A 20,653-nucleotide genomic window follows, 5' to 3' on the forward strand; every position below is an offset into this window, starting at 1 on the left:
ACCTCTCACCCGATCGGCGCGGGGCCGCCGGTTGAGCCGGGGCCGCCGGGATGGGGTCGCCCGCCGGTCGGCGCGGTGGCGGTGTCGACGGGGATCCAGACCCGCATCGGACCGGGGTCACGGTTGCCCCAGAGGAAGTACGGCACCGCGCTGAGCGTGACCTGGTCGGAGGGACCGTCCGGCGACGTGGCACCGGCACGGTAGAGCCCCGCCGGGCCGGGTCGCGCCACGGTGCCACCGACGGTGAGCGCCACGGCGTCCGGCGGCCCGCCGGGAAGGGCGGTGGTTCCCATCGGTGACGCCGGGTCGAGGCGGACGTCCTCCAGCCGCGTTCCGGGTGGCAGGTCCGCCTGTTCCAGGCAGTACACGAGCGGACCGCGCATCAGGGCGAGACAGCCGCGTACGGCGTCGACGTACGGATGCGCCGCCACCAGCCGTGGTGGCATGGCCAGCTCCAGCGTCACGGGGGTGGACGACGACCAGTCCCGGGTCAGCCGCAGGTACCCGTCGCCGACCGTCACGTCCGCGCCGTCGGCCTCGATCCGGTAGTCCTGGCACCAGCCCGGAACGCGCAGGGCCAGCGTCCACGGCTCGGTCGACTCCGCCCGTACGGTGACCTCCACCCGACCGCTCCAGGGGTACCCGGTGCGCACCGTGATCCGGACCGCCCGGCCGTGCACCGTCGCGTGGAGCGTTCCGGCCGCGTACAGGTGCAACTGCAACCCTTCCGCGTCCCCGGTGGCGGTGTACGCCTGCACCGAGGCCATCAGCCGGGCCAGGTTCGGCGGGCAGCAGGCACACGCGTACCAGGGCATCCGCTGACCCGGTGCGTCCTCGTCGGAGCCGTCGTGACCGGTACGCAGTTGCAGCGGGTTGGAGTAGAAGAAGTGCGTACCGTCCAGGGCGGTGGACCCGGCGACCGCGTTGTAGAGCACCCGCTCCATCTCGTCGGCGTACCGGTGTGCACCGTCGGCGAGCAGCATCCGCCAGTTCCACTGGAAGCTGGCGACCGCCGCACAGGTCTCCGCGTAGGCGCGGTCCGGCGGCAGTTCGTACGGGTCGCCGTAGGCCTCGTCGCGGTGCCGCGAGCCGTGTGCCCCGGTGACGTACGTCTTGGTCAGGTAGGCGCTGTCCCAGAGCCGGCGTGCCGCCGCCAGCAGTGACGCGTCGCCGGTCTCCACGGCCACGTCCACCACGCCGGCCAGCAGGTAGAGCTGGCGTACGGCATGCCCGGCGACCTCCTCGGCGTCCCGTACCGGCACGTGGTCCTGGAGGTACACCGGGCCGAACCGCTCCGCGTTCAGCAGGCCGCGACCGCGCAGGTCGACGAACCGCCGTGCCAGGTCGAGGTAGGGCCGGTGCCCGGTCGTGCGGTACAGCTCGACCAGCGCGGTCTCGACCTCCGGATGCCCGCACACCGCCTCGACGCCGTCCGGCCCGAACCGGTCGAGCAGCAGGTCGGCGAGGCGCCGGGCGACGGTCTCCAGCAGGTCGCCCAGGCCCACCCGGGCGGTCGCCACCGCGGCCTGGAAGAGGTGCCCGGCACAGTACAGCTCGTGGCTCCAGTGCAGTTCCTGCCACCGCCGGTCGGGCCGCTCGGTCATCACGTACGAGTTGAGGTAACCGTCCGCGTCCTGCACCTGCGCGAGCAGCGCGACGGTGGACTCCAGGAAGTCCCGCAGCTCGGTGCCGGGCTGCGGGCGGGCGAGTTCCCACGCCGCCGCCTCCAGCGTCTTGTAGACGTCGGAGTCGGAGAACCACATCCCGGTGAAGGCGCCGACGTCGCCGTCGCCACGCAGCCGGCGCAGGTTGTCCAGCGCGCCGCCCTCTCGCAGTTGGGCCACGCAGTGCGGCAGGGTGGCGGCGGCGTTCCGGGCCTGCCACTGGCCGAGCAACCCGGCCGGATCGAGCCGTACGTCGTCGAGCCCGAGCGGATGCAGCGTGGCGACGGCGTCCGGCGTCGGCTGGGCGGGGCCGCTCCGGGCCGCCACCCGGTACGCGACGGTCGGGTCGGGATGTACCTCCGGATGCAGCATCGGGCTTCGTCCTCCAGGCGCGTGGTGGTCGTGGGGTCTCCAGGTGCGGGCGGCCGGTCAGCCCTTGAGCGCTCCCGAGGTGAAGCCGCGCACGTAGTAACGCTGTAGCAGGAGGAAGACCAGCACGCACGGCACGGCGGCGGTCACCACACCGGATTGCAGCGCGCCGAAGTCGACCGAGCCGAGGCTTCCCGACTGCAGGTTGAACAGCGCGACCGGCAGGGTGAACTTGTCCCCGTCGGTCAGGAAGATCAGCGGTGCGACGAACTCGTTCCAGGCGGCCAGGAACGAGAAGAGCGCGACGGTGACCATGCCGGGCGCCACGCCCCGGATCAGCACCCGCCACAGTGCCCCGGTGGTGGTGCAGCCGTCGATCAGCGCCGCCTCCTCCAACTCGGCCGGCAGCGCCTCGAACGAGTTCCGCATCATGAACAGCCCGAACGGCAACTGGAACATGGCCAGGACCAGGGCCAGCCCGAGCAGCGAGTTCTGCAACCCGATCCAGCCGAGGAAGACGTACAGCGGGATCAGGATCGTCGTGTACGGCACCATCAGGATCGCCAGCGTCACCAGGAACAGCAGGTTCTTGCCCGGAAAGGAGAACCGGGCGACGGCGTACCCGCCGAGGGTCGTGGCGACCACCGTCACGATCACGGTCACGGCGGCCACGGCGGCGGTGTTCAGCAGGTACCGCTCCAGCCCCATGCCGTAGTCGACGAGCCGTTCGTAGTTCGCGACGCCCCATCCCGGCGAACCGTCGTTGGCCTGCCGGCCGTTGACCGAGGCGAACAGCGTCCAGAGCATGGGCAGGACGAACAGCACGGCGAGGGTTGCCGAGGTGGTGTAGTGGCCGACCTTCCTGGCCTGCTCGTACGGCGTACGTCGGGGCATCGGTGTCCTCCAGCCGGCCGGGTTCAGCGGTTGTCGCGGCGCAGCAGCCGCAACTGCGCTCCGTTGATCAGGATGAGGGCGAGCAGCACGACCACCGAGACCGCGGCGGCCCGGCCGAGATCCTGGGACAGGAACGCCTCGCGGTAGATGCCGATCACGACGGTGGCGGTCTCGTGCCGGCCGCCGGTGAGGATGAAGAACTGGTCGAAGGCGAGCAGGGAACCGGTCACCGACAGCACCATCATCAACGCGAGGGTGGGACGCAGCAGCGGCAGCGTCACCCGGGTCAGCACCTGCCACCGGTTGGCGCCGTCACAGCGCGCCGCCTCGTAGAGCAGGGGGTCGATGCCTTGCAGGCCGGTCAGCAGGATGAGCATGTAGAAGCCGGCGAACCGCCACGTGATCATCCCGACCGTGGACCAGAGTGCGTTGTCGCCGGAGCCCAGCCAGTCGACGCTGCCGCCGCCGAGCGCGTCGACGATCCTGTTCAGCGGCGACGACGCGGTGTTGAACAGGCCGTAGAACAGCAGGCTGGCCGAGGCCAGGCCGACCGCGGCCGGCAGGAAGAACACCGTCCGGAACAGTCCGACCCCGGGCCGGGCCTCCTGGACGAGCATCGCCAGGCCGAACGCGAGCAGGCTGAGCACGACCGTCGTCACCACTGTGTACCTGGCGGTGAAGACGATCGCCCGCAACAGCAGCGGATCCCGCAGCGCCGCGTAGTTCTCCACCCCGTTCGGGGCGGAGGCGCCGATCAACGGCCAGTGGTTGAACGAGATCCAGATCATCAGCGCCAGCGGTACCACGAACAGCACGGCGACGATGGTGGCCATCGGCAGCGCGTACAGCATCCCCGCGCGGCGACGGGTCCGGCTCAGCCCGGATCGGGCCGGGACCCGTCGCCGCGGCGCCACCGCCGGTCGGCGGGACAGGGTGGAGACCATGTCAGCTCGTCGCCAACGACTCGGAGATCGCCGGGTTGTGCCGGCCGAGTACGGTCGCGACGTCGCCGGTGCCGAAGACCGCCTCGGTGACGGTGCCGGTCCAGGGTCCGTTCGGGTCGTTGAACGTCTTGCCGAAGTTGACCGAGATCGGCGTCTGCCCCTCGCCGGCCAGCTTGTTGAAGGTGGCCAACCGGGGATCCCGCTGGGCGTACGTGTTGTCGGCCAGGTCGCTGCGTACGGTGATGTTCCGGTTCTTGGCGATGACCTCCACCTGGGCCTGTTCCGACAGGGTCCAGGAGATGAAGTCCCACGCCTGGGCGGCGTGCTCGCTGTTCGCGCTGATGCCCAGCACGTCGCCGCCGACGAACGAGGAGGAGCCACCGGTCAACCCGGGGATCGGCGCCACTCCGACCTGCACGTCGGCGCTCTCCTTGATGGCCTGGAGGGACGTCGCGCCCATCGGCTGGATCCCGATCAGCCCGTCGGTGAACGCCTGGGTCCAGGTGGGCCCGTTCTCGTTCTTGGCGGCCGGCGGGACGAGCCCCTCGGCGTACATCGTGCGGTAGAGGCGGTAGACCTTCGCGGCCTGCTCGTTGTCCACCGTGGACACGGTCCCCGCGTCGTTGAGCACCGTCGCGCCGGAGGCCCAGATCATCGGCCAGGTGGTGAAGAGCATGCAGCCGGGGCAGGCGCCGCCGAAGAAGTAGCCGTCGACCTTGCCGCCGAGCGCGTCGATCTTCTTGGCGTGTGCGTAGACCTCGTCCAGGGTGGTCGGCGGCTTGTTCGGGTCCAGGCCCGCCCTGGCGTACAGGACCTTGTTGTAGAAGAGCGCGGACAGGTCGATGTCGTGCGGTACACCGAAGACCTTGCTCTCGTGCGTCGCGGTCTTCATGTGTGCCGGTGCGAGGGTCGCCTTGAACGGCAACTTGTCGACCCGGTCGGTCAGGTCCAGGTACATGCCCTTGGCGGCGTAGTTCGGGGCGTAGACGACGTCGGTGGCCAGCACGTCCGGCAGCTGCCGGGCACCGGCCGCGGTGCCGACCTTCTGCTGGTAGGAGTCGGCCGGGATGACGGTCAGCTTGACCTTGTTCTTGTGGCTGCTGTTGTAGGCCTCGATCAGCGTCTCGCTGAAGGTCGCCGTCGGGGCGCGGGTCCACATGGTGATGGTGGTGCCGTCGTCCTTCGGGTCGGTCGACTCCGACGAAGACTCGGCGGGACCGCGTTGGCAACCCGCGACGAACACCAGCATGCCGGCCAGCGCGACCTTCAGCGCCAGAGCCGGGGGGATGGCCCGCCGGCCCGATCTCGGCGGTGCCGAAGCTCCGGACATGGTGCCTCCTGTTTGTCTGCCTAGGGTGTCGCCGGGTCACGTTCCGGCGTTTCCGGCCGGCGGGTCGGACCCGGTCAGGAAAGTTGAGGAAATCGTTTGCGTTGGAGGTTAGGTGCCGGTGCTGATTGCGGTCAATAGATGTTTCCGGTGCATTGCCCCGGGACCCGGTGAGGTTCCGGGGGACGGCCGAGGCACGCGCTATGCTCGCTGCGCAATCAAGGAAACCAGGAGGAAAACGTGTCGCACCGTGATCCGCCGACCATCAGTGACGTGGCAGCGCTGGCGGCGGTGTCGGTGGGCACGGCATCGAAGGCGTTGAACGGCCGCGGCTCCATGCGCCCGGAAACCCGACAACGCGTACGGGAGGCCGCCGAGCGGCTGGGCTTCCGGGCCAGCGCCGCCGCCCGCAGCCTGCAGGCCGGACGGACGTACACGGTCGGAATGATCACCACCGACTCCATCGGCCGGTTCAGCATCCCGGTCATGCTCGGCGCCGAGGACTCCCTCGGCGCCGGCCGGATGTCCGTCTTCCTCTGCGACGGCCGCGACGACCCGATCCGGGAGCAGTACTACCTCGACACGCTGCTGAGCCGCCGGGTGGACGGCATCATCGTGACCGGCCGGCGGGCACAGCCGCGCCCTCCGGTCCGGGCCGACCTGCCCGTGCCGGTCGTCTACGCGTTCATCAGCTCGACCGACCCCGACGACTGCTCGGTGCTGGTCGACGAGGCCGACGGCGCCACCAAGGCGGTCGAGCACCTGCTCGCGGTCGGTCGGCGCCGGATCGCGCACGTCAGCGGCCCCGAGCACCACCAGTCGGCGGCGACCCGCTGCACCACGGCGGCGAGCCGGCTCGCCGAGGCGGGGCTGGAGTTCTCCGCGCCGCCGATGTTCGGTGAGTGGAGTGAGGCGTGGGGCCGGCACGCCGCCGGCACCCTGCTCGCCAACGGATACGACTTCGACGCGGTCTTCTGCGGCAGCGACCAGATCGCCCGCGGTGTCGCGGACGGCCTGCGCGCGGCCGGCCGCCGGGTCCCCGACGACGTGGCCCTGGTCGGCTTCGACAACTGGGACGTCATGGCGATGGCCTGCCAGCCGCCGCTGACCAGCGTCGACATGGACCTGGAAGGAGTCGGCCGGGCCGCCGCCGACCTGCTGCTGGCCGCGATCAACGGTCAGCCGGCACCCGGCCGGCACTACCGACCGTGCCGGCTGGTGGCGCGCGAGTCGACCGCGGTCACCGTCCGGCCCGCCCCCGGGACCGCCGCGGCGCCGCCGGACCGGCCGGCCGCGCATCCTCGTACCTGACCATCCCCGGGCCCGTGGTGCCGTGGCGGAACGGTTCTCCGCCACGGCACCACACCGTACGACCTAGCGTGGAAGTGTCACGTCGACGTAGTCCAGGTCCACCGTTCCGGGTTGGGGCGCCCCGGGATGGTCGGGATGGCCCTTGGCCAGGGTGATGGTCGACGTCCCGGCGGGCAGGTCGACGATCGCCGTGGTCTGCCGGATCATCTCCCGGAACTGCGTCGGGGCGTACGACACGACCTGCCACGGACCGTCGTCCACCCGCAGGATGTGACCCGACCTGGTCTGCGCCCGCCGTTCGGCCTCACTGCCGGCGGTGGAGTACCCGATCTTCAGCCGGTACCGACCGGCGGCCGGCACGGTGACGGGCAGCCGCAGGTTGCTGTCGGGCTGACTGAGGTCACGGACGTACGCGTCGTTCGACACGTACGGGGCGAAGAAGTTGTTCTCGTCCATGTCGATGGTGACCAGACTCGCGCCCGACCACTCCCCCCGTTCCGCCTCGACCCGGATCCGGAAGGGCGACACGTCGAGATGGTCCACCCCGACGGTGCGGGACGCGACCCGGAGCGTGACCCGGTTCGGCCCCTTCCTCAGCACCGCCTGGATCCGGTTGGTCGAGAACGGCGCGGCCGTGGTGGTCGGGGCGTAGTCGACGGTACGGATTCCGGCGCTGGTCAGCACGCTGCCCCGGACCGGCGAACCCGACGGGTTGGTGTAGCGGACGTCCAGGTCGTACGCGCCGGCCACCGGTGCCGTGACGACGAAGGAGAGGTCCCGGTGACCGCTCCGCCCCGGTCGCACGTACCGGTTGTCGGACGCCAGCGGGCTGTCCACGGTCGACCACGACCGGTGGTCCGCCGCCTCGGCCTCGTAGCGCCGCGCCGGCCCGGCGAGGTCGGGTGCCTCCCGGTCCGGCCTGATCACCGCCAGGTACGCGTCCGAGTTCCGCAGTCCGGAGAGCGGAACGGAGATCTTCCCGTCGCGTACCGGATAGGTTCCCGAGAAGAGCGATACCGGGCCCTCGGAGACGCCGTCGGTCCCGGTCCACTCGGTGGCGAACACCTGCACGTTCGCCTTCCCGCCGAAACCGCGCAGCGCGGACAGGCCACGGACGGCGAGTTGGAGGTCGCCGTCACTGCCACCAAAGACGACCCGGACCGTCCTGGTACGCGGATCGGCGCTGGCGAAGCCGTCCGGCGCGGGCAGCCGCTCGACGCCCTCGGTCCGGGTGACGACCGTGCCGTTCCGCTGGTTGCCCGACGAGTCGGTCGCGGTGGCGCCACCGGTCTCGTCGAGGCGGTACCAGGCCACGTCGCCGCCACCTACCGCGCCTCCGGGCGCGGCCATCAGCGACCGGACCTCGGCCGACGCGAGGCCCCGACCGAAGATCTGGAAGTCGTCGACCGTCCCGTCGAGCAGCGGATCGGGGTACTGGGAGCGGCCGATCCAGTTGTTCGCGGTGTCGCCGCCGGCCAGGTCGGACGGGCTCAGCGTGAGGTTGGGGTTGGTGCCGACCGGCTCGCCGTTGACGTACAGCGTGCCGGTGTTCCCGGCCTTCGTCACCGCCACGTGGGTCCAGCCGGTGGGCAGCGGCCCGGTGCCGTTGATCTGCTGCTCGGCGGCGCCGCCGTTGTTGGTGATCGAGAAGCGCAGGGCGTTGTTGGTGGCGCCGTCACCCGAGCGCGGGGTCAGGAACATGTTCACCTGGGTACTCGCGCCGAAGTCGAAGATCCTCGACCAGTCCGGCGTCGAGGCCAGGTTCACCCAGGTCGCGACGGTGAAGTCGGTCAGTCCACGGAGGACCCCGGGCGGGAGTTCCACGTACCGGTTGGGATCGGTGCCGTTCAGCTTGATCGCGTTGCCGAATCCGTCCCTGCCCGGCACCCTCGTCGCCGGTGCCGGCGTCGGCTCACCCACCTCGATCACCCGGCCCGCCCGGGACGGTGGCGTGGTCTCGACCATGTTCCCGGTCATTCCGCCGTACCACTTGAAGAGCCAGTAGTTGCCGGTGGGTTCGGCCTGGCGCGCCGGGCCGGAGCCGCCGCCGACCGGCACCAGCAGGTCGGCGAGCCGCCCCGGCTTGTGCCAGAAGGCGAGGTTGGCGGTGTCCACCTCGGCCCGTTCGAGTCGGGCCACGAACCGCGTCAGCCAGCCGGGAACGCCGGCGTCGCGCGGCGCACCGTACTCGTTGATGCTGATCGGCAGCGGGCCGATCCCGAACTCCTTCTCCAACTCGCGGTAGCTCTCGACGCGGCCCTCGACGTCGATCCCCCGCGCCGTGCCGAGTTCGTGCCAGGAGATGATGTCCGGCACGGTGCCGGATGCGACCGCGGCGGTCAGGAAGGCCCGCATCCCGCTCTCGTAGTCACGGTCGTGGCTGGGGCCGATGATCGGGGTGTCCGGGTCGAGCGTGCGGATCAGCCGATAGGTCCTGGCCCACATCTCGTCGAAGTCGCCCCAGCTCGGGTTCCAGGTCCACTGTGGCTCGTTCCAGATCTCGTACCCGTAGATGTTGTCCGCCCCCGACGCCAGGGTGGCCCGGACCATCTTCTCGACCTGCTGGTACCAGTAGTCGTCGCCCTGCCACTGGTACGGGAAGCTGGGAAAGATGTCGGGCAGCCGGACGGTGACCGTCGCTCCGTGGCGCTTGGCCACCGGCCACACCTTCAGGGTGTCGCCGACCGGTGCGGGCTCGCCGTTGGGCTGGTGGGTCGCGCCCGGCGGCGGCTGGGTGAACATCTTGGGCCGGACGGCGGCGATCCACGGGTCGGCGGGCCAGCCCTCGTCGGCCAGGCCGTACAGGGAGCCCGATGCCGCGTGGTCGACCTTCTTGAACGGCTTGGAGACGTCGACGTCGAGCACCATCGGAGCCCGGCCCGGCGGCCCGGCGGCCCGGCTCGGCGCGGCGCGACCCGCCACGGCGGTCCCGGCGGTGATCAGCATGGCCGCCGCGACGGCGGCGCGCAGAGTTCGGTGTCGCACATGCACCTCACTTCACTTCAGACGGATCCGGAGCCGGGTGGAGCTGGCCGAACCGGGCGCCGGTCGACTGCGGCCACGGGTGGGTCCCGGCGGGGATGCCCGGCGTACGCGCGGGGACCGGCAGTGCCCGTTGGCGGGCCCGGCACAGCGGCCGCGCCGTCGACGCGTCCGGTGGCCCGAGGCCCGAGCCCGGCGACATCCCGGATGGAAGGGCGGACAACCGGCGAGGGAGGAAAATTAGGCAATCGGTTTCCCAGGAGGCTAGGCGGTACCGACGCGGGATGTCAACGAGAGTTTCGGCCTTGTTACGGGGTGCGGCCCCACGCCGGGTGAACCGGACAGACCCGACCCCCAGCCGGGCGGTTCGCACACCTGTCCGGTAATTTCTGGCTCTGGCCGTACCGCCAGGACAGGAGAGCTCAGGCATGGGTAAGAGGACCGTTCACGTCTCCGACTTCACTGGCAAGGTCCTCCAGACCGCCGACGAGGTGGTCCGGATCGTCGTACTGGAGCACCCCGACCTGGTCGCGGGACCGGTGCAACTGGAGGCCGAGCCGGTCGAGGTCGAGAGCATCGACGACGCCGCCCTGGACGTCGCCGTGGTCGAGATCCACGACGGGCAGGACGGTGACCAGCCCCGCCGGGTGGTGCTCACCGCCAGCGAGTTCGACGCGCTGGCCACCGACGTACCGATGGCGCAGCTGCTGCGGACCGCCGAGCGGATCCGACCGCCGAAGGCGACCCGGAAGAGCGACCGCCCCGACTACAGCACGCTGGAGCACGCCGGCAAGCCGCACCGGGGCAGGGTCACCGAGGAGGAGGCGGGGCTGGTCCGCGACCACCTCGACGAGATCAACAAGCGGCTCGCCGACGAGGGGACCCGGCAGATCGACCCGACCGACCCGGAGCATGCCGCCCGGTACGGCTTCCCGACACCGGCCTGACCGTACATGCCCGGGTCTACCTTCGGGCCACCTGGCCGGGGCGAGCGGGCAGCGAGGACGCCTCGCGTGCGTCGATGAGCTCGTCCCAGTGCTCCTGAGCCCACGCGCACGCCGCGGCGATCGGCTGGAGCAGGCTGCGGCCAAGGGCGGTCAGCTCGTACTCGACCCGCCGGGTCGGCTCGCTGTGGGCCCGGCGGGCGACCAGGCCGTCCCGTTCGAGGGTCCGCAGCGACTTGGTGAGCGTCTTCGCGGCGATGCCGCGCAGCGGGACGCGGAGTTCCGAGAACCGCCGGGGGCCGTGCTCCAGACAGCGGATGATCATCCCGGCCCACTTGTCGCCGAATCGGATCGGCGTCAGGTCCGTCGGGCAGACCGGGTCGAACATCTCCGGATCAAGGGGCGCGCGCACGCCCTCCACCGTAACTGGTATCCGATCGGTAACCACCTGCCTGGCTAGCGTCTCCGGCAACGCCGGGCGATCGGGCCCGGCCCGGAAGACGAGGTGGCCGGATGAGCAGGATCGTGGTCTTCGGTGCGGGTGGCAGGGCCGGGCGTACGTCCGTGGCGGAGGCACGTCGACGGGGCCATCGGGTCACCGCCGTCGTGCGTGATCCGGCCCGTCACCCCGAACTGGCCGCCGACGGCGTACATGTCGAAGCCGGCGACGTCACGGATCCGGACGGCGTGGCCCGGCTCGCCGACGGCCACGATGCCGCGATCAGCGCCGTCTACGATGCCGGCGCGGAACCCGGCGCCTTCTTCACCGGCGCCGCCCGTGCCCTGGTCGACGGGTTGCCGAAGGCCGGCGCGGACCGGCTGATCGTGGTCGGCCTGGCATCGCTGCTGGCGGACGCCTCCGGGGTGGCGCTGATGGACGCGCCCGGCTACCCGCAGGAGTACCGCTCGTTCTTCCTGGGGCACGCGGCCGGGGCGGCGGTGTTCAGCACCGCGACCACCGAACTCGACTGGCTGATCGTCAGCCCGGCCGGCGACTTCGACCACGGCGGCGCGCGCACCGGCCGGTACCGTACGGCACCGGGCGACGCCGCCAGCCGGATCACCTATCCGGACTTCGCCATCGCCCTGCTCGACGAGATCGACGCTCCCCGGCATCACCGTACGCATCTGGGTGTCGAGGCGGGCTGATGGCCGCGGGAGAGCGCCCGGGACCGGCCGACGGGACATTCCGGCTGGTAATCCGGTCTGCCGGCGGTGGCCGGTGGTCGGCGGATATGGTGCTGTCCGTGCGGTACGGAGTTGCGGACCGCAGTCGTTGAGCGCGGAGGGCGCAACCCGTGACGATCGAACTGGGACCCGAGGTCCAGGCGCTGGTGGACGCCGCCAACCGTAACGACCTGTCGGCGTTCCTCGCCGGATTCACCGAGGACGGCGTCGTCGACGACTGGGGACGCGAGTTCCGGGGCGCGGCCCAGATCCGCGCCTGGAGCGACGCCGAGTTCATCGGCAAGCAGGTCAGCCTGGCCGTCCAGGACGTGGAACAGCGGGGCGACGAAACGGTGATCACGGCCGAGGTGGGCGGCAACGGCTTCAACGGGCCCAGCCACTTCTCCTTCCAGGTCCGTGGCGACCGGGTGGCGCGGATGACCATCCGCGCCTGACGCCTGCCGTCGGCACCGACGGGCATGGTCCCGGAGTTCCCGGGACCGTGCCCGTCGGTCCGTGACCACAAAGACCACAACGAACTCCACGACCGTAACGGTGACGGGTGTCACCTCGGCCGGAAGCATCTACGCAACGCAGCGGCAACGCGGCGGCAACAGATGCGCATTCCTGCCGAGGAGATACCGATGACAGACCTTCGAAGCGCGGGAGGCCGGCGGCGGATCGCGACCCTCGCCTGCGTACCCCTGCTCCTGCTCTCGTCCGCCGCCTGTGCCAAGGACGGCGACGGGGGCGGCGACGGCACGGTGGCGAAGTACCCCACCAAGACCATCCAGCTGATGGCTCCCGCCGCGCCCGGCGGCGGCTGGGACAGCACCGCGCGGGCGCTCCAGAAGACGCTGACCGATGCCAAGCTGGTCACCGAGTCGGTCGAGGTGACCAATGTGACCGGTGCGGGCGGCACCCTCGGCCTCTCCCAGTTGGTGACGAAGAACCGGGGCGACGCGCACCAGCTCATGGTGACCGGGCTGGTGATGATCGGCGGCGTGGTGACCAACAAGTCACCGGTCAACCTGGGCCAGGTCACGCCGATCGCCACGCTCACCGCCGAGCAGGAGGTCATCGTCGTACCGGCGAACTCGAAGTACACCACCCTGCAGCAGTTGATGGCCGACGCCAAGACGAACCCGGCGTCGATCAACTGGGGTGGCGGCTCGGCCGGCGGTACCGACCAGATCCTGGTCGGGCTGCTCGCGAAGGCCGCCGGTGCGGACCCGAAGGCGATGAAGTACGTCGCCTACTCCGGCGGCGGCGAGTCCAAGGCGGCGCTGCTGTCCGGCGACCTGACCGCTGCGGTCTCCGGCGCCAGCGAATACGCCGACCTGGTCGCGGGTGGCCAGGTCCGGGCCCTGGCGGTCTCCGGCGCCGCCGGCATCGACGTCGGCGCCGGCAAGCCCACCCCGACCATCAAGGAGTCCGGGTACGAGGTGGAGCTGATGAACTGGCGAGGCCTCGTCGCCGCTCCGGGTATCAAGGACGGCGAACAGGCGGCGATCATCGCACTGATCGACCGGCTGCACGCCTCCGAGCAGTGGAAGCAGACGTTGGCCGCACAGAAGTGGGACGACTTCTACCGCAGCGGTGCCGAGGCGAAGAGCTACTTCGACGAGGAGACCAAGCGGATCACGGACGTGCTGACCGAGATCGGGCTGGCAGGTTGATGTCGTCGGACGCGGATACCCGGGGAGGGGCGGTCGAGGAGGTCGCCCTTCCTCCGGTGCCCTGGGGCGCCAGGATCCTCGGCGCCGTACTGCTGGCGGTCGGGCTCTTCCTGCTCTGGACGGCGTACGACTCCGCCGACGGCGACTTCTCGCCGCACGGGCCGTGGCTGGCCCCGGTGGTGGTGACGATCGGCTGGGTGGTGCTCGCCATCTGGTACCTGGCCGTCCAGTTCGGACCGTCGAGCTGGCGGTCCGGGCCCGACACCGCCGAGCCCGACACCGCCGAGCCGGACGACGTCGCCGACTCCGACGGCGAGCCGGTACCGGCCGTACAGTGGCTCACTCCGGCCCTGCTCTGCGCGGCGCTGCTCGGTTACGTCCTACTCCTCGCGCCGGTCGGTTTCGTGCTCGCCTCGGCCGTGTTCTTCGTCGTCTGCGCCCGGATCCTCGGTAGCCGGCACAGCCTCCGCGACGTCGCGGTGGGAGTGCCGCTGGCGGTCGGCGTCTACTACGGCTTCACCCTGGGGCTCGACATCACGCTGCCGGCCGGGGTGCTGCCGCTGTGAACGTCTTCGGTGACCTCCTGAGCGGCTTCGGCACCGTGCTCGAACCGCAGTACCTGCTCTACGCGGCGATCGGCGTCACCCTCGGCACCTTCGTCGGGGTGCTGCCCGGGATCGGCCCGGCGTTGACCATCGCGCTGCTGCTGCCGGTCACGTTCAGCCTGGACGACCCGATCGGCACGTTCATCATGTTCGCCGGCATCTACTACGGCGCCATGTACGGCGGGTCGACCACCTCGATCCTGCTGAACACCCCCGGCGAGTCCGCCTCGGTGGCGACCGCGATCGAGGGGTACCAGATGGCCCGGCGCGGACGGGCCCGGGCGGCTCTGGCGACGGCGGCGATCGGCTCGTTCGTCGCCGGGACCATCTCGACGCTCCTGCTCACCCTCTTCGCCAAACCGGTCGCCTCGCTCGCCACCTCGTTCCGCGCGGCGGACTACTTCGCGCTGGCCCTGCTGGCGATGGTCGCGGTCACCGCGCTGGTCGGCCGCTCCCTGGTACGCGGGCTGATCTCGCTCTGCCTCGGCCTGTTCCTGGGGCTGGTCGGGCTCGACGAACTGACCGGCCAGGCCCGGTTCAGCTTCGGCACCCTGGAACTGCTCGACGGCATCGACGTGGTGGTCATCATCGTCGGACTCTTCGCCATCGGCGAGACGCTCTACGTGGCCAGCCGGCTCCGCCGGTTGCCCGAGCACGTGACCCCGCTGGAGCCGGGCGGCGGTGGTTTCGGCTGGCTCAGTCGGCAGGACTGGTCCCGCTCCTGGCGGCCCTGGCTGCGCGGCACCGCCGTCGGCTTCCCGTTCGGGGCGCTTCCCTCCGGCGGCGCCGACATCCCCACCTTCCTCTCCTACACCTACGAACGGCACCGGGCGAAGAACCGGGCCGAGTTCGGCAGGGGCGCGATCGAGGGCGTCGCCGGTCCCGAGGCGGCGAACAACGCGGCGTTCTCCGGCGTACTCGTGCCGCTGCTGACCCTGGGCATCCCCACCTCGGCCACCGCGGCGGTGATGCTGGCCGCGTTCCAGAACTTCAACGTGCAACCGGGCCCGCAACTCTTCGACAAGTCACCGGAACTGGTCTGGGCGCTGATCGCCTCCCTCTACGTCGGCAACGTACTGCTGCTCGCCCTGAACCTGCCGCTGATCCGGCTCTGGGTACGGGTCCTCCAGATTCCCCGGCCGATGCTGTACGCCGGCATCCTGGTCTTCGCGACCCTCGGCGTGTACGCGGCGACGAACAGCGTCATCCAGGTGCTGATCGCGTACGGCATCGGGGTGATCGGGTTCTTCATGCGGCACTTCGAGTTCCCGATCGCACCGGTGATCCTCGGCGCCATCCTCGGCCCGATGATGGAGTTGCAGTTCCGGCGCACGCTGGTGCTCTCCAACGGGGACCTGAGTGTCTTCGTCACCCGGCCACTGACCGCGGTGCTGCTCGGGCTGGTCGTCGTCGCGGTGCTCGTGCCGTTCCTGCCCCGGATCGTCGCGCGGCTGCGGGGCCGCTCCCCCGCCTCGGCGCGGCGCCTCGCGTTCGGCGAGGACGACTGAGGGTGGGGACGACCGAGCAGGGTGAGCAGGTCAGGTTCCGCCGGTCCACCGGTAGCGTCGTTCCGGTCGGCCGGCGGAGCCGTAGCGCAGGCTCACCCCGGCCTTGCCGGAGCCGACGAAGTGTTCCAGGTAGCGGCGGGTGCTGACCCGGGACAGCCCGACCCGGTCGGCGCACTCGGTCGCGGACAGGTCACCGCCGGCCGCCCGCAGTGCCGCGGCGACCAGGTCCGCGGTCGGCTGGGTGAGCCCCTTGGGCAACTCGATCGGGGTCGGCCGGAGCGCCACGAAGAGCCGGTCGACGTCGTCCTGCGCCACCTCCCGCGAGCCGGTGAGCCGGCGCTGTGCGGCGGCGTACCGTTCCAGGCTGTCGCGCAGGGCGTCGAAGGTGAACGGCTTGATCAGATAGTGCACGACCCCGCCGCGCAGGGCGGTCCGGATCGTGCTGACGTCGCGGGCGGCGGTCACCGCGAGCACGTCCACCACCACCTCGCCCTCGCGCAGCCGGCGCAGCACCTCCAGGCCCGACAGGTCCGGCAGGTAGATGTCGAGCAGCACCAGGTCGGGCCGCAGCCGGTGCACCGCGTCCAGCGCCTCGACACCGCTGTGCGCCACCCCGACGACACCGAACCCGGGCGTCCGCTCGACGAAACCGCACTGCACCTTCGCGACCATGAAGTCGTCGTCGACGACCAGCACCCGGATCACGCGGGTGTTCCCAGGACCGGGGCGGCGGCGACGAGCGGCAGCCGGGCCCGGAACGCCGCTCCCTCGACCTCGACACTGCCGCCCCGGTGCTGGCAGATCAGCCGGATCAGCGCCAGCCCGAGCCCGTGGTGGCCCCGGGCCGCGTCCTTCGTGCTGTAGCCCTGCCGGAACACCTCCTCGACCAGTTCGGCCGGTACGCCCGGCCCGGAGTCGCTGACCCGGACCAGGACCTCCGCGCCGACCACTCCGATCGCGACCTCCACCCGGCCACCGGGACCGAGCGCGTCGAGCGCGTTGTCGACCAGGTTGCCGACCACGGTCACGAGGTCGACGGCGAGCTTCTCGTCGACGGCGGGCAGGTCGGACTCCGCCGAGATCGCCAGCTGTACGCCCTGCTCGGCGGCGAGGCTGGCCTTGGCGATCAGCAGCGCGGCCAGCGCCGGGTCCCGGATCAGCCGGGTGACGTCCCGGTTCAGCTCCTCGTGCACCTGACTCGCCCGGGTGATGTAGCGGATCACCTCGTCGTGCTCGCCGAGTTCGATCAGGCCGGCGATGGTGTGCAGCCGGTTCGAGAACTCGTGCGCCTGCGCCCGCAGGGTGTCCGTGGTGTGCCGGCTGACGTCCAGTTCGCGGCGGAGCGCGGTCAGTTCGGTCCGGTCCCGCAGCGTGGTCACCGAACCGACCCGCCGGCCCCGGACCAGCACCGGCCGCCGGTTGAGCACCAGGACCCGGTCGTCGCTGAGCACGATCTGGTCGACTCCGGTGACCCGGCCGGTCAGCACGTCGCGCAGCCGGGGCTCCATCGGCTCGGCGTGCAGCGACTGGCCCACCGGCAGGGCCGGCAGGCCGAGCAGCCGTACCGCCTCGTCGTTCACCAGCGTCACCCGGTCGGCCGTGTCGGTGCCGAGCACGCCCTCCTTGATGCCGTGCAGCATCGCCTCCCGGTGCTCGACCAGACCGGTGATCTCGCGCGGCTCCAGCCCGAGGGTCTGCCGCTTCACCCGGCGGGCCAGCAGCAACGAGCCGGCCACCCCGAGCGCCCCGCCGAGCAGCAGATAGGTGATCAGATTGGCGACGCCGGCCGCGAGCTGCTCCGGCAGCGTCGGATAGGTCTGGCCGACCACGATCAGGCCGAGGAAGCCCCCGTCCCGCTCGTCGAGCACCGGCACGTGTGCGACCAGCGCCTTGGAACCGTCGTTGACCACACCGACCCAGGACCGCCCGGAGAGGCCGTCGCTGCCGCCGAGGACCATCGGCGATCCGGCGTCGGGGCCGGTGACCAGCTTGCCGGTGGCGTCGGCGATCAGGACGTACGAGGCACCGGAGACCGCCCGTGCGCTCTCCGCGACCGCCGCCAGCGCCTCCTGACCGTGCGGGTCGCCGATGCTGATCCGTACGGTCCGGTTGATCGCCGCGTTCTCTCCGACCGAACGCAGCCGCGAACCCTCGTCCCGCCGGAACGCGGCGTCGGCCTCGGCGATCGAGACGGCCGCGACGGCGCCCACCACCAGCAGGACGATGCCGAGCTGCAACAGCAGGAACTGGCCGGCCAGGGACATCCGCTGCCGCATCGCTCCTCCTCGTCCCGTCCCGACGCCGCACCGCCCCGACGCCGCACCGTCCGGACCGCTCCGACGCCGCACCGGCCCGTCCGGCCCGGTCCGGTCCGCCTCCCGTCCGGGCTCGGCACGGCAGGGCGCCGCCCGCGCCCGCCCGGGGCAACGACGGAAGCTTCCACCTGGCCAGCGCCGACGTCAACCGGCAAACTACCGGGGCCGAGGTGGTGACAACGGGTCGCCGGGCGAAGAGGATCGGCGGATGGCCCGTACGACACCTCGCACGACGCGCCGGCTGACCCGCTCGCTGGTGTCGGTCGGCGTCATCGTCCTGCTGGCCGTCGGGGCGGGCTGCGCCGGCCGGTCCGACGACGGGTCGGCCGGACTGCGGGTGCTGGTGCCGAACGCGCCGGGCAGCGGCTACGACGTGACCGCCCGCACCGCCGCCAAGACGCTGGCGGATGCCGGCATCGCCCGTGGGGTGGAGGTCTTCAACCTGCCCGGCGGCGGGGGCGTGGTCGGGCTCCGGCGACTCGGCTACGAACGCGGCAACCCGCGCCTGATGATGCTGATGGGGCTCGGTGTGGTGGGCAGCCAGTACGCCTGGAGCCCCCGGGTCACCCTGCAGGACACCACCCCGGTCGCCCGGCTGATCGAGGAGCCGGCGATCGTGGTGGTGACCCGCGATTCGCCGTACCACGATCTCACCGAGCTGATCGCGGCCTGGCGGGCCGATCCGGCCTCGGTGCCGGTCGGTGGCGGCTCGTCCGCCGGCGGACCGGACCATCTCGCCCCGATGCTGATCGCGGACGCCGTCGGCATCCCGCCCCGCCGGGTCAGCTACCGGCAGTTCGACGGCGGCGGTGACCTGCTCGCCGCGATCCTCGACCACCAGGTCGACTTCGGCGTCTCCGGCCGCAGCGAGTACGCCGACCAGATCGCCTCCGGTCAGCTCCGGGTGCTCGCCGTGACCAGCGAGTTCCGGATCCCCGGCACGGACGCGCCGACCCTGCGGGAGCGCGACGTCGACGTCGTCTTCACCAACTGGCGGGGCATCGTCGCGCCGCCCGGACTCCGCGAGCGTGACGTCGCCGCGCTGCGTGACATGGTCGCCCGGCTGCACGGCTCCGCGCAGTGGCGGGCGGTCCTGGCGAAGTACGGCTGGACCGACGCGTACCTCGACGGGCCCGCCTTCGGCGACTTCCTCCGGGCCGAGAACGACCGCCTCGCGCACGCGCTCGACGGGCTCGGCCTGAACCCGCCCGCCACGGCGGCCGTGCCCCGGTCCGGCGGATGAGCACCCGAGCTGCCGGCTTGGTCAGCAGCCCGACCCCACAGCGCCGGGCAACTGTTCAGTCGCCGGCCGCGTAGCGCTGGGCGACGGTGTGGAACGCGGCCTTCGGCTCCCAGCGGTACGTCTCCGGCTCCTGGCCGGGAAGCACCTTCACGATGCCGTAGCCGGCCATGTCCAGGTCGCGCCGGGGATCGTCGGAGTGGGGGTGGCTCGGCTCGATGAATTCGAAGACGAACGCGCCGTCGACGCCCGCCGCCTCGTAGATGTCGATCAGCTCCCCGAGCTGCTCCGCCTGGACCTCTTCGTTCCGCTGGTGGCCGCCGCCGACCTGCGGCACGTCGCCGCTCCAGTCGATGATCTCGTGTGCGGCGGGCCCCTTCTCGACCGCGTCGGCGAAGCTGGCGCAGCCGAACTCCACGACGACCACCGGTTTGCCGTGCCGGAGGTGCCTGCGCAGGTTGGCCGCGTACCGTCGCCGGTTGAACCGGACCCGGTAGTAGTCCAGGCCGACGATGTCGAACGGACGCCAGTCGACCTGTTCCCAGAGCCCCGCGCCGTAGGTGAGCCGGCCCTGGAAGGAGGACCTGGCGACCGTGGCGGCTCGGGCCAGCAGCGAGTTGAGCCTGCGGTTGTACCAGGGCAGCAGCGGCCAGGTCCGGGGTGAGGCCAGTCGCGCCCCACGCTCCTGGTAGGTGGCCCCGGGGATGATGCCGGCGGAAAATATGGTCAGCTCGCAGCCGACGTTGAGCGTCACCGCCGAGTGCTGCCGCCTCAGCTCCTCGGCGGCGCCGGCCGCCTCGGCGAGGTGGTCGAGCATCCGCTGCCGGTCCGCGTCGACCAGCCGGGGTTGCAGCCATACGTGCAGGCCGTGTTCCCGCGCGATCGTCGCCGCCTGTACGAGCCGGTCGAGGTCGGTGCCGAAGATGCCGATGGAGTCGCAGTGCAACTCGTTCCGGATGGCCTGGATCTCCAGCCGGACCAGCTCCGGTCGCCACACGTGGCGGGACAGCGCGCCGCCGGCTCCGTAGTTGGTGCCGGTGTCGTAGTTGACGCCTCGGTAGGTCAGGCTCATGTCGTCCTCCCCTGGCTTCGGGTGGCCCGGTCGAACAGGGTGACCAGTTCGGCGGCGTACGCGGTCAGGTCGACCGTCGGGTCCGCCACCCAGGCGCCGAGCACGCCGATGATCGCCTGACTGACGGTCACCGCGACGAGCCGAGGGTCGAAGTCCCGGAACTCCCCGTCGCGTTGTCCGGTGCGCAGGATCTCGCCGAGGAGCGCCAGCACCGACTCGTCGGTGCTGGGCTCGAATCGCAGCCGGCCGTCAGCGGTGCGGTGGTTGCCGACGACGTCCACCACCGCCAGCAGATGTGCCCGGCGCGCGTGCATGTACGCGATGTTCGATTCGATGTACGCGGCCAGCTTGCCGGCCGCGCTCGACTGGGCGACCAGCCGGGGTTCGATGAACGCCCAGGAGTCGCCGTAGATCTGCGTGACCACCTGTTCCAGCAGCTCGTCCTTGCCGGCGAAGTGGTAGGAGACGACGCTCTTGCTGGTCTGGGCGCGTTGCGCGATGCGGGCCAGTGATGCATGCGCGTAGCCCACCTCGGCGACCGTCTCGATCGCGGCGTCGACGATCTGCCGTCGCCGGGCCTCCTCGATGATCGGGTTCCGTTTCCGTCCGCTCGGACTACCTTCAGACCGCAT

The 20,653-nt window shown here is 71.3% G+C and carries 18 protein-coding genes; 8 read left to right on the forward strand and 10 right to left on the reverse strand.

Going from position 1 to position 20,653, the window contains the following annotated elements:
* Positions 1-5: 5 nt before the first annotated feature.
* From ACFP2T_RS09340 to ACFP2T_RS09355, 4 genes are read right to left on the reverse strand one after another with little or no spacing between them, the layout of a single operon-like run.
* Positions 6-2,036 carry a glycoside hydrolase family 127 protein gene (locus ACFP2T_RS09340; RefSeq protein WP_377419729.1) on the reverse strand — a complete coding sequence of 677 codons (2,031 nt, stop codon included), beginning with the start codon at positions 2,034-2,036 and terminating at the stop codon, positions 6-8.
* Between the two features lie 57 nt (positions 2,037-2,093).
* Positions 2,094-2,927, reverse strand: coding sequence for a carbohydrate ABC transporter permease (locus ACFP2T_RS09345; protein WP_377419731.1), 834 nt, complete (start codon positions 2,925-2,927; stop codon positions 2,094-2,096).
* A 23-nt stretch (positions 2,928-2,950) separates the two neighbouring features.
* Complete coding sequence (locus ACFP2T_RS09350) at positions 2,951-3,871, reverse strand: carbohydrate ABC transporter permease (RefSeq protein WP_377419733.1); 921 nt, start codon at positions 3,869-3,871, stop codon at positions 2,951-2,953.
* Between the two features lies 1 nt (position 3,872).
* On the reverse strand, positions 3,873-5,201 hold the full coding sequence (locus tag ACFP2T_RS09355) for an ABC transporter substrate-binding protein (RefSeq protein WP_377419735.1): 1,329 nt from the start codon (positions 5,199-5,201) through the stop codon (positions 3,873-3,875).
* Positions 5,202-5,438: 237 nt separating this feature from the next.
* On the opposite strand from ACFP2T_RS09355, the gene ACFP2T_RS09360 reads away from it, so the two are divergent.
* Complete coding sequence (locus ACFP2T_RS09360; protein ID WP_377419737.1) at positions 5,439-6,509, forward strand: LacI family DNA-binding transcriptional regulator; 1,071 nt, start codon at positions 5,439-5,441, stop codon at positions 6,507-6,509.
* A gap of 63 nt (positions 6,510-6,572) precedes the next feature.
* On the opposite strand, the gene ACFP2T_RS09365 is transcribed toward ACFP2T_RS09360, so the two are convergent.
* Positions 6,573-9,494: a LamG-like jellyroll fold domain-containing protein gene (locus ACFP2T_RS09365; RefSeq protein ID WP_377419738.1), complete on the reverse strand. Its 2,922-nt coding sequence runs from the start codon at positions 9,492-9,494 to the stop codon at positions 6,573-6,575.
* Positions 9,495-9,919: 425 nt separating this feature from the next.
* On the opposite strand from ACFP2T_RS09365, the gene ACFP2T_RS09370 reads away from it, so the two are divergent.
* Positions 9,920-10,438: a hypothetical protein gene (locus ACFP2T_RS09370; protein ID WP_377419740.1), complete on the forward strand. Its 519-nt coding sequence runs from the start codon at positions 9,920-9,922 to the stop codon at positions 10,436-10,438.
* Between the two features lie 16 nt (positions 10,439-10,454).
* Here the strand turns inward: ACFP2T_RS09370 and ACFP2T_RS09375 are convergent, their stop codons facing one another.
* The gene (locus ACFP2T_RS09375) at positions 10,455-10,847 is read right to left on the reverse strand and encodes a winged helix-turn-helix transcriptional regulator (protein ID WP_377419742.1); all 393 of its coding nucleotides are present in this window, start codon (positions 10,845-10,847) and stop codon (positions 10,455-10,457) included.
* Positions 10,848-10,948: 101 nt separating this feature from the next.
* Between ACFP2T_RS09375 and ACFP2T_RS09380 the strand changes: the two genes are divergently transcribed.
* The 5 genes from ACFP2T_RS09380 to ACFP2T_RS09400 all read left to right on the forward strand — a co-directional run bounded on the left by ACFP2T_RS09380 (position 10,949) and on the right by ACFP2T_RS09400 (position 15,394).
* Entirely contained in the window at positions 10,949-11,584 is a 636-nt protein-coding gene (locus ACFP2T_RS09380) for an NAD(P)-dependent oxidoreductase (RefSeq protein WP_377419744.1), read from the forward strand.
* A 149-nt stretch (positions 11,585-11,733) separates the two neighbouring features.
* Positions 11,734-12,057, forward strand: a complete 324-nt coding sequence (locus ACFP2T_RS09385; protein WP_377419745.1) for a nuclear transport factor 2 family protein — start codon at positions 11,734-11,736, stop codon at positions 12,055-12,057.
* 189 nt (positions 12,058-12,246) lie between these two features.
* Positions 12,247-13,281: a Bug family tripartite tricarboxylate transporter substrate binding protein gene (locus ACFP2T_RS09390; RefSeq protein WP_377419747.1), complete on the forward strand. Its 1,035-nt coding sequence runs from the start codon at positions 12,247-12,249 to the stop codon at positions 13,279-13,281.
* The gene (locus ACFP2T_RS09395; RefSeq protein WP_377419749.1) at positions 13,281-13,847 is read left to right on the forward strand and encodes a tripartite tricarboxylate transporter TctB family protein; all 567 of its coding nucleotides are present in this window, start codon (positions 13,281-13,283) and stop codon (positions 13,845-13,847) included. The genes ACFP2T_RS09390 and ACFP2T_RS09395 overlap by 1 nt, the downstream gene beginning before the upstream one ends.
* Entirely contained in the window at positions 13,844-15,394 is a 1,551-nt protein-coding gene (locus ACFP2T_RS09400; RefSeq protein ID WP_377419751.1) for a tripartite tricarboxylate transporter permease, read from the forward strand. The genes ACFP2T_RS09395 and ACFP2T_RS09400 overlap by 4 nt, the downstream gene beginning before the upstream one ends.
* Positions 15,395-15,424: 30 nt before the next feature.
* On the opposite strand, the gene ACFP2T_RS09405 is transcribed toward ACFP2T_RS09400, so the two are convergent.
* Positions 15,425-16,099: a response regulator gene (locus tag ACFP2T_RS09405; protein ID WP_377419753.1), complete on the reverse strand. Its 675-nt coding sequence runs from the start codon at positions 16,097-16,099 to the stop codon at positions 15,425-15,427.
* Positions 16,096-17,670 carry a sensor histidine kinase gene (locus ACFP2T_RS09410; RefSeq protein WP_377419755.1) on the reverse strand — a complete coding sequence of 525 codons (1,575 nt, stop codon included), beginning with the start codon at positions 17,668-17,670 and terminating at the stop codon, positions 16,096-16,098. Before ACFP2T_RS09410 ends, ACFP2T_RS09405 begins: the two co-directional genes overlap by 4 nt.
* 247 nt (positions 17,671-17,917) lie before the next feature.
* On the opposite strand from ACFP2T_RS09410, the gene ACFP2T_RS09415 reads away from it, so the two are divergent.
* Positions 17,918-18,952, forward strand: a complete 1,035-nt coding sequence (locus tag ACFP2T_RS09415) for a Bug family tripartite tricarboxylate transporter substrate binding protein (protein ID WP_377419757.1) — start codon at positions 17,918-17,920, stop codon at positions 18,950-18,952.
* A gap of 55 nt (positions 18,953-19,007) precedes the next feature.
* On the opposite strand, the gene ACFP2T_RS09420 is transcribed toward ACFP2T_RS09415, so the two are convergent.
* Complete coding sequence (locus ACFP2T_RS09420) at positions 19,008-20,021, reverse strand: abortive infection protein (protein ID WP_377419759.1); 1,014 nt, start codon at positions 20,019-20,021, stop codon at positions 19,008-19,010.
* Positions 20,018-20,653, reverse strand: a complete 636-nt coding sequence (locus ACFP2T_RS09425; protein ID WP_377419761.1) for a TetR/AcrR family transcriptional regulator — start codon at positions 20,651-20,653, stop codon at positions 20,018-20,020. The genes ACFP2T_RS09420 and ACFP2T_RS09425 overlap by 4 nt, the downstream gene beginning before the upstream one ends.

Origin of the sequence: Plantactinospora solaniradicis, assembly GCF_042658085.1 — a bacterium.
In the GTDB taxonomy this organism is placed as follows: Bacteria; Actinomycetota; Actinomycetes; order Mycobacteriales; family Micromonosporaceae; genus Plantactinospora; species Plantactinospora solaniradicis.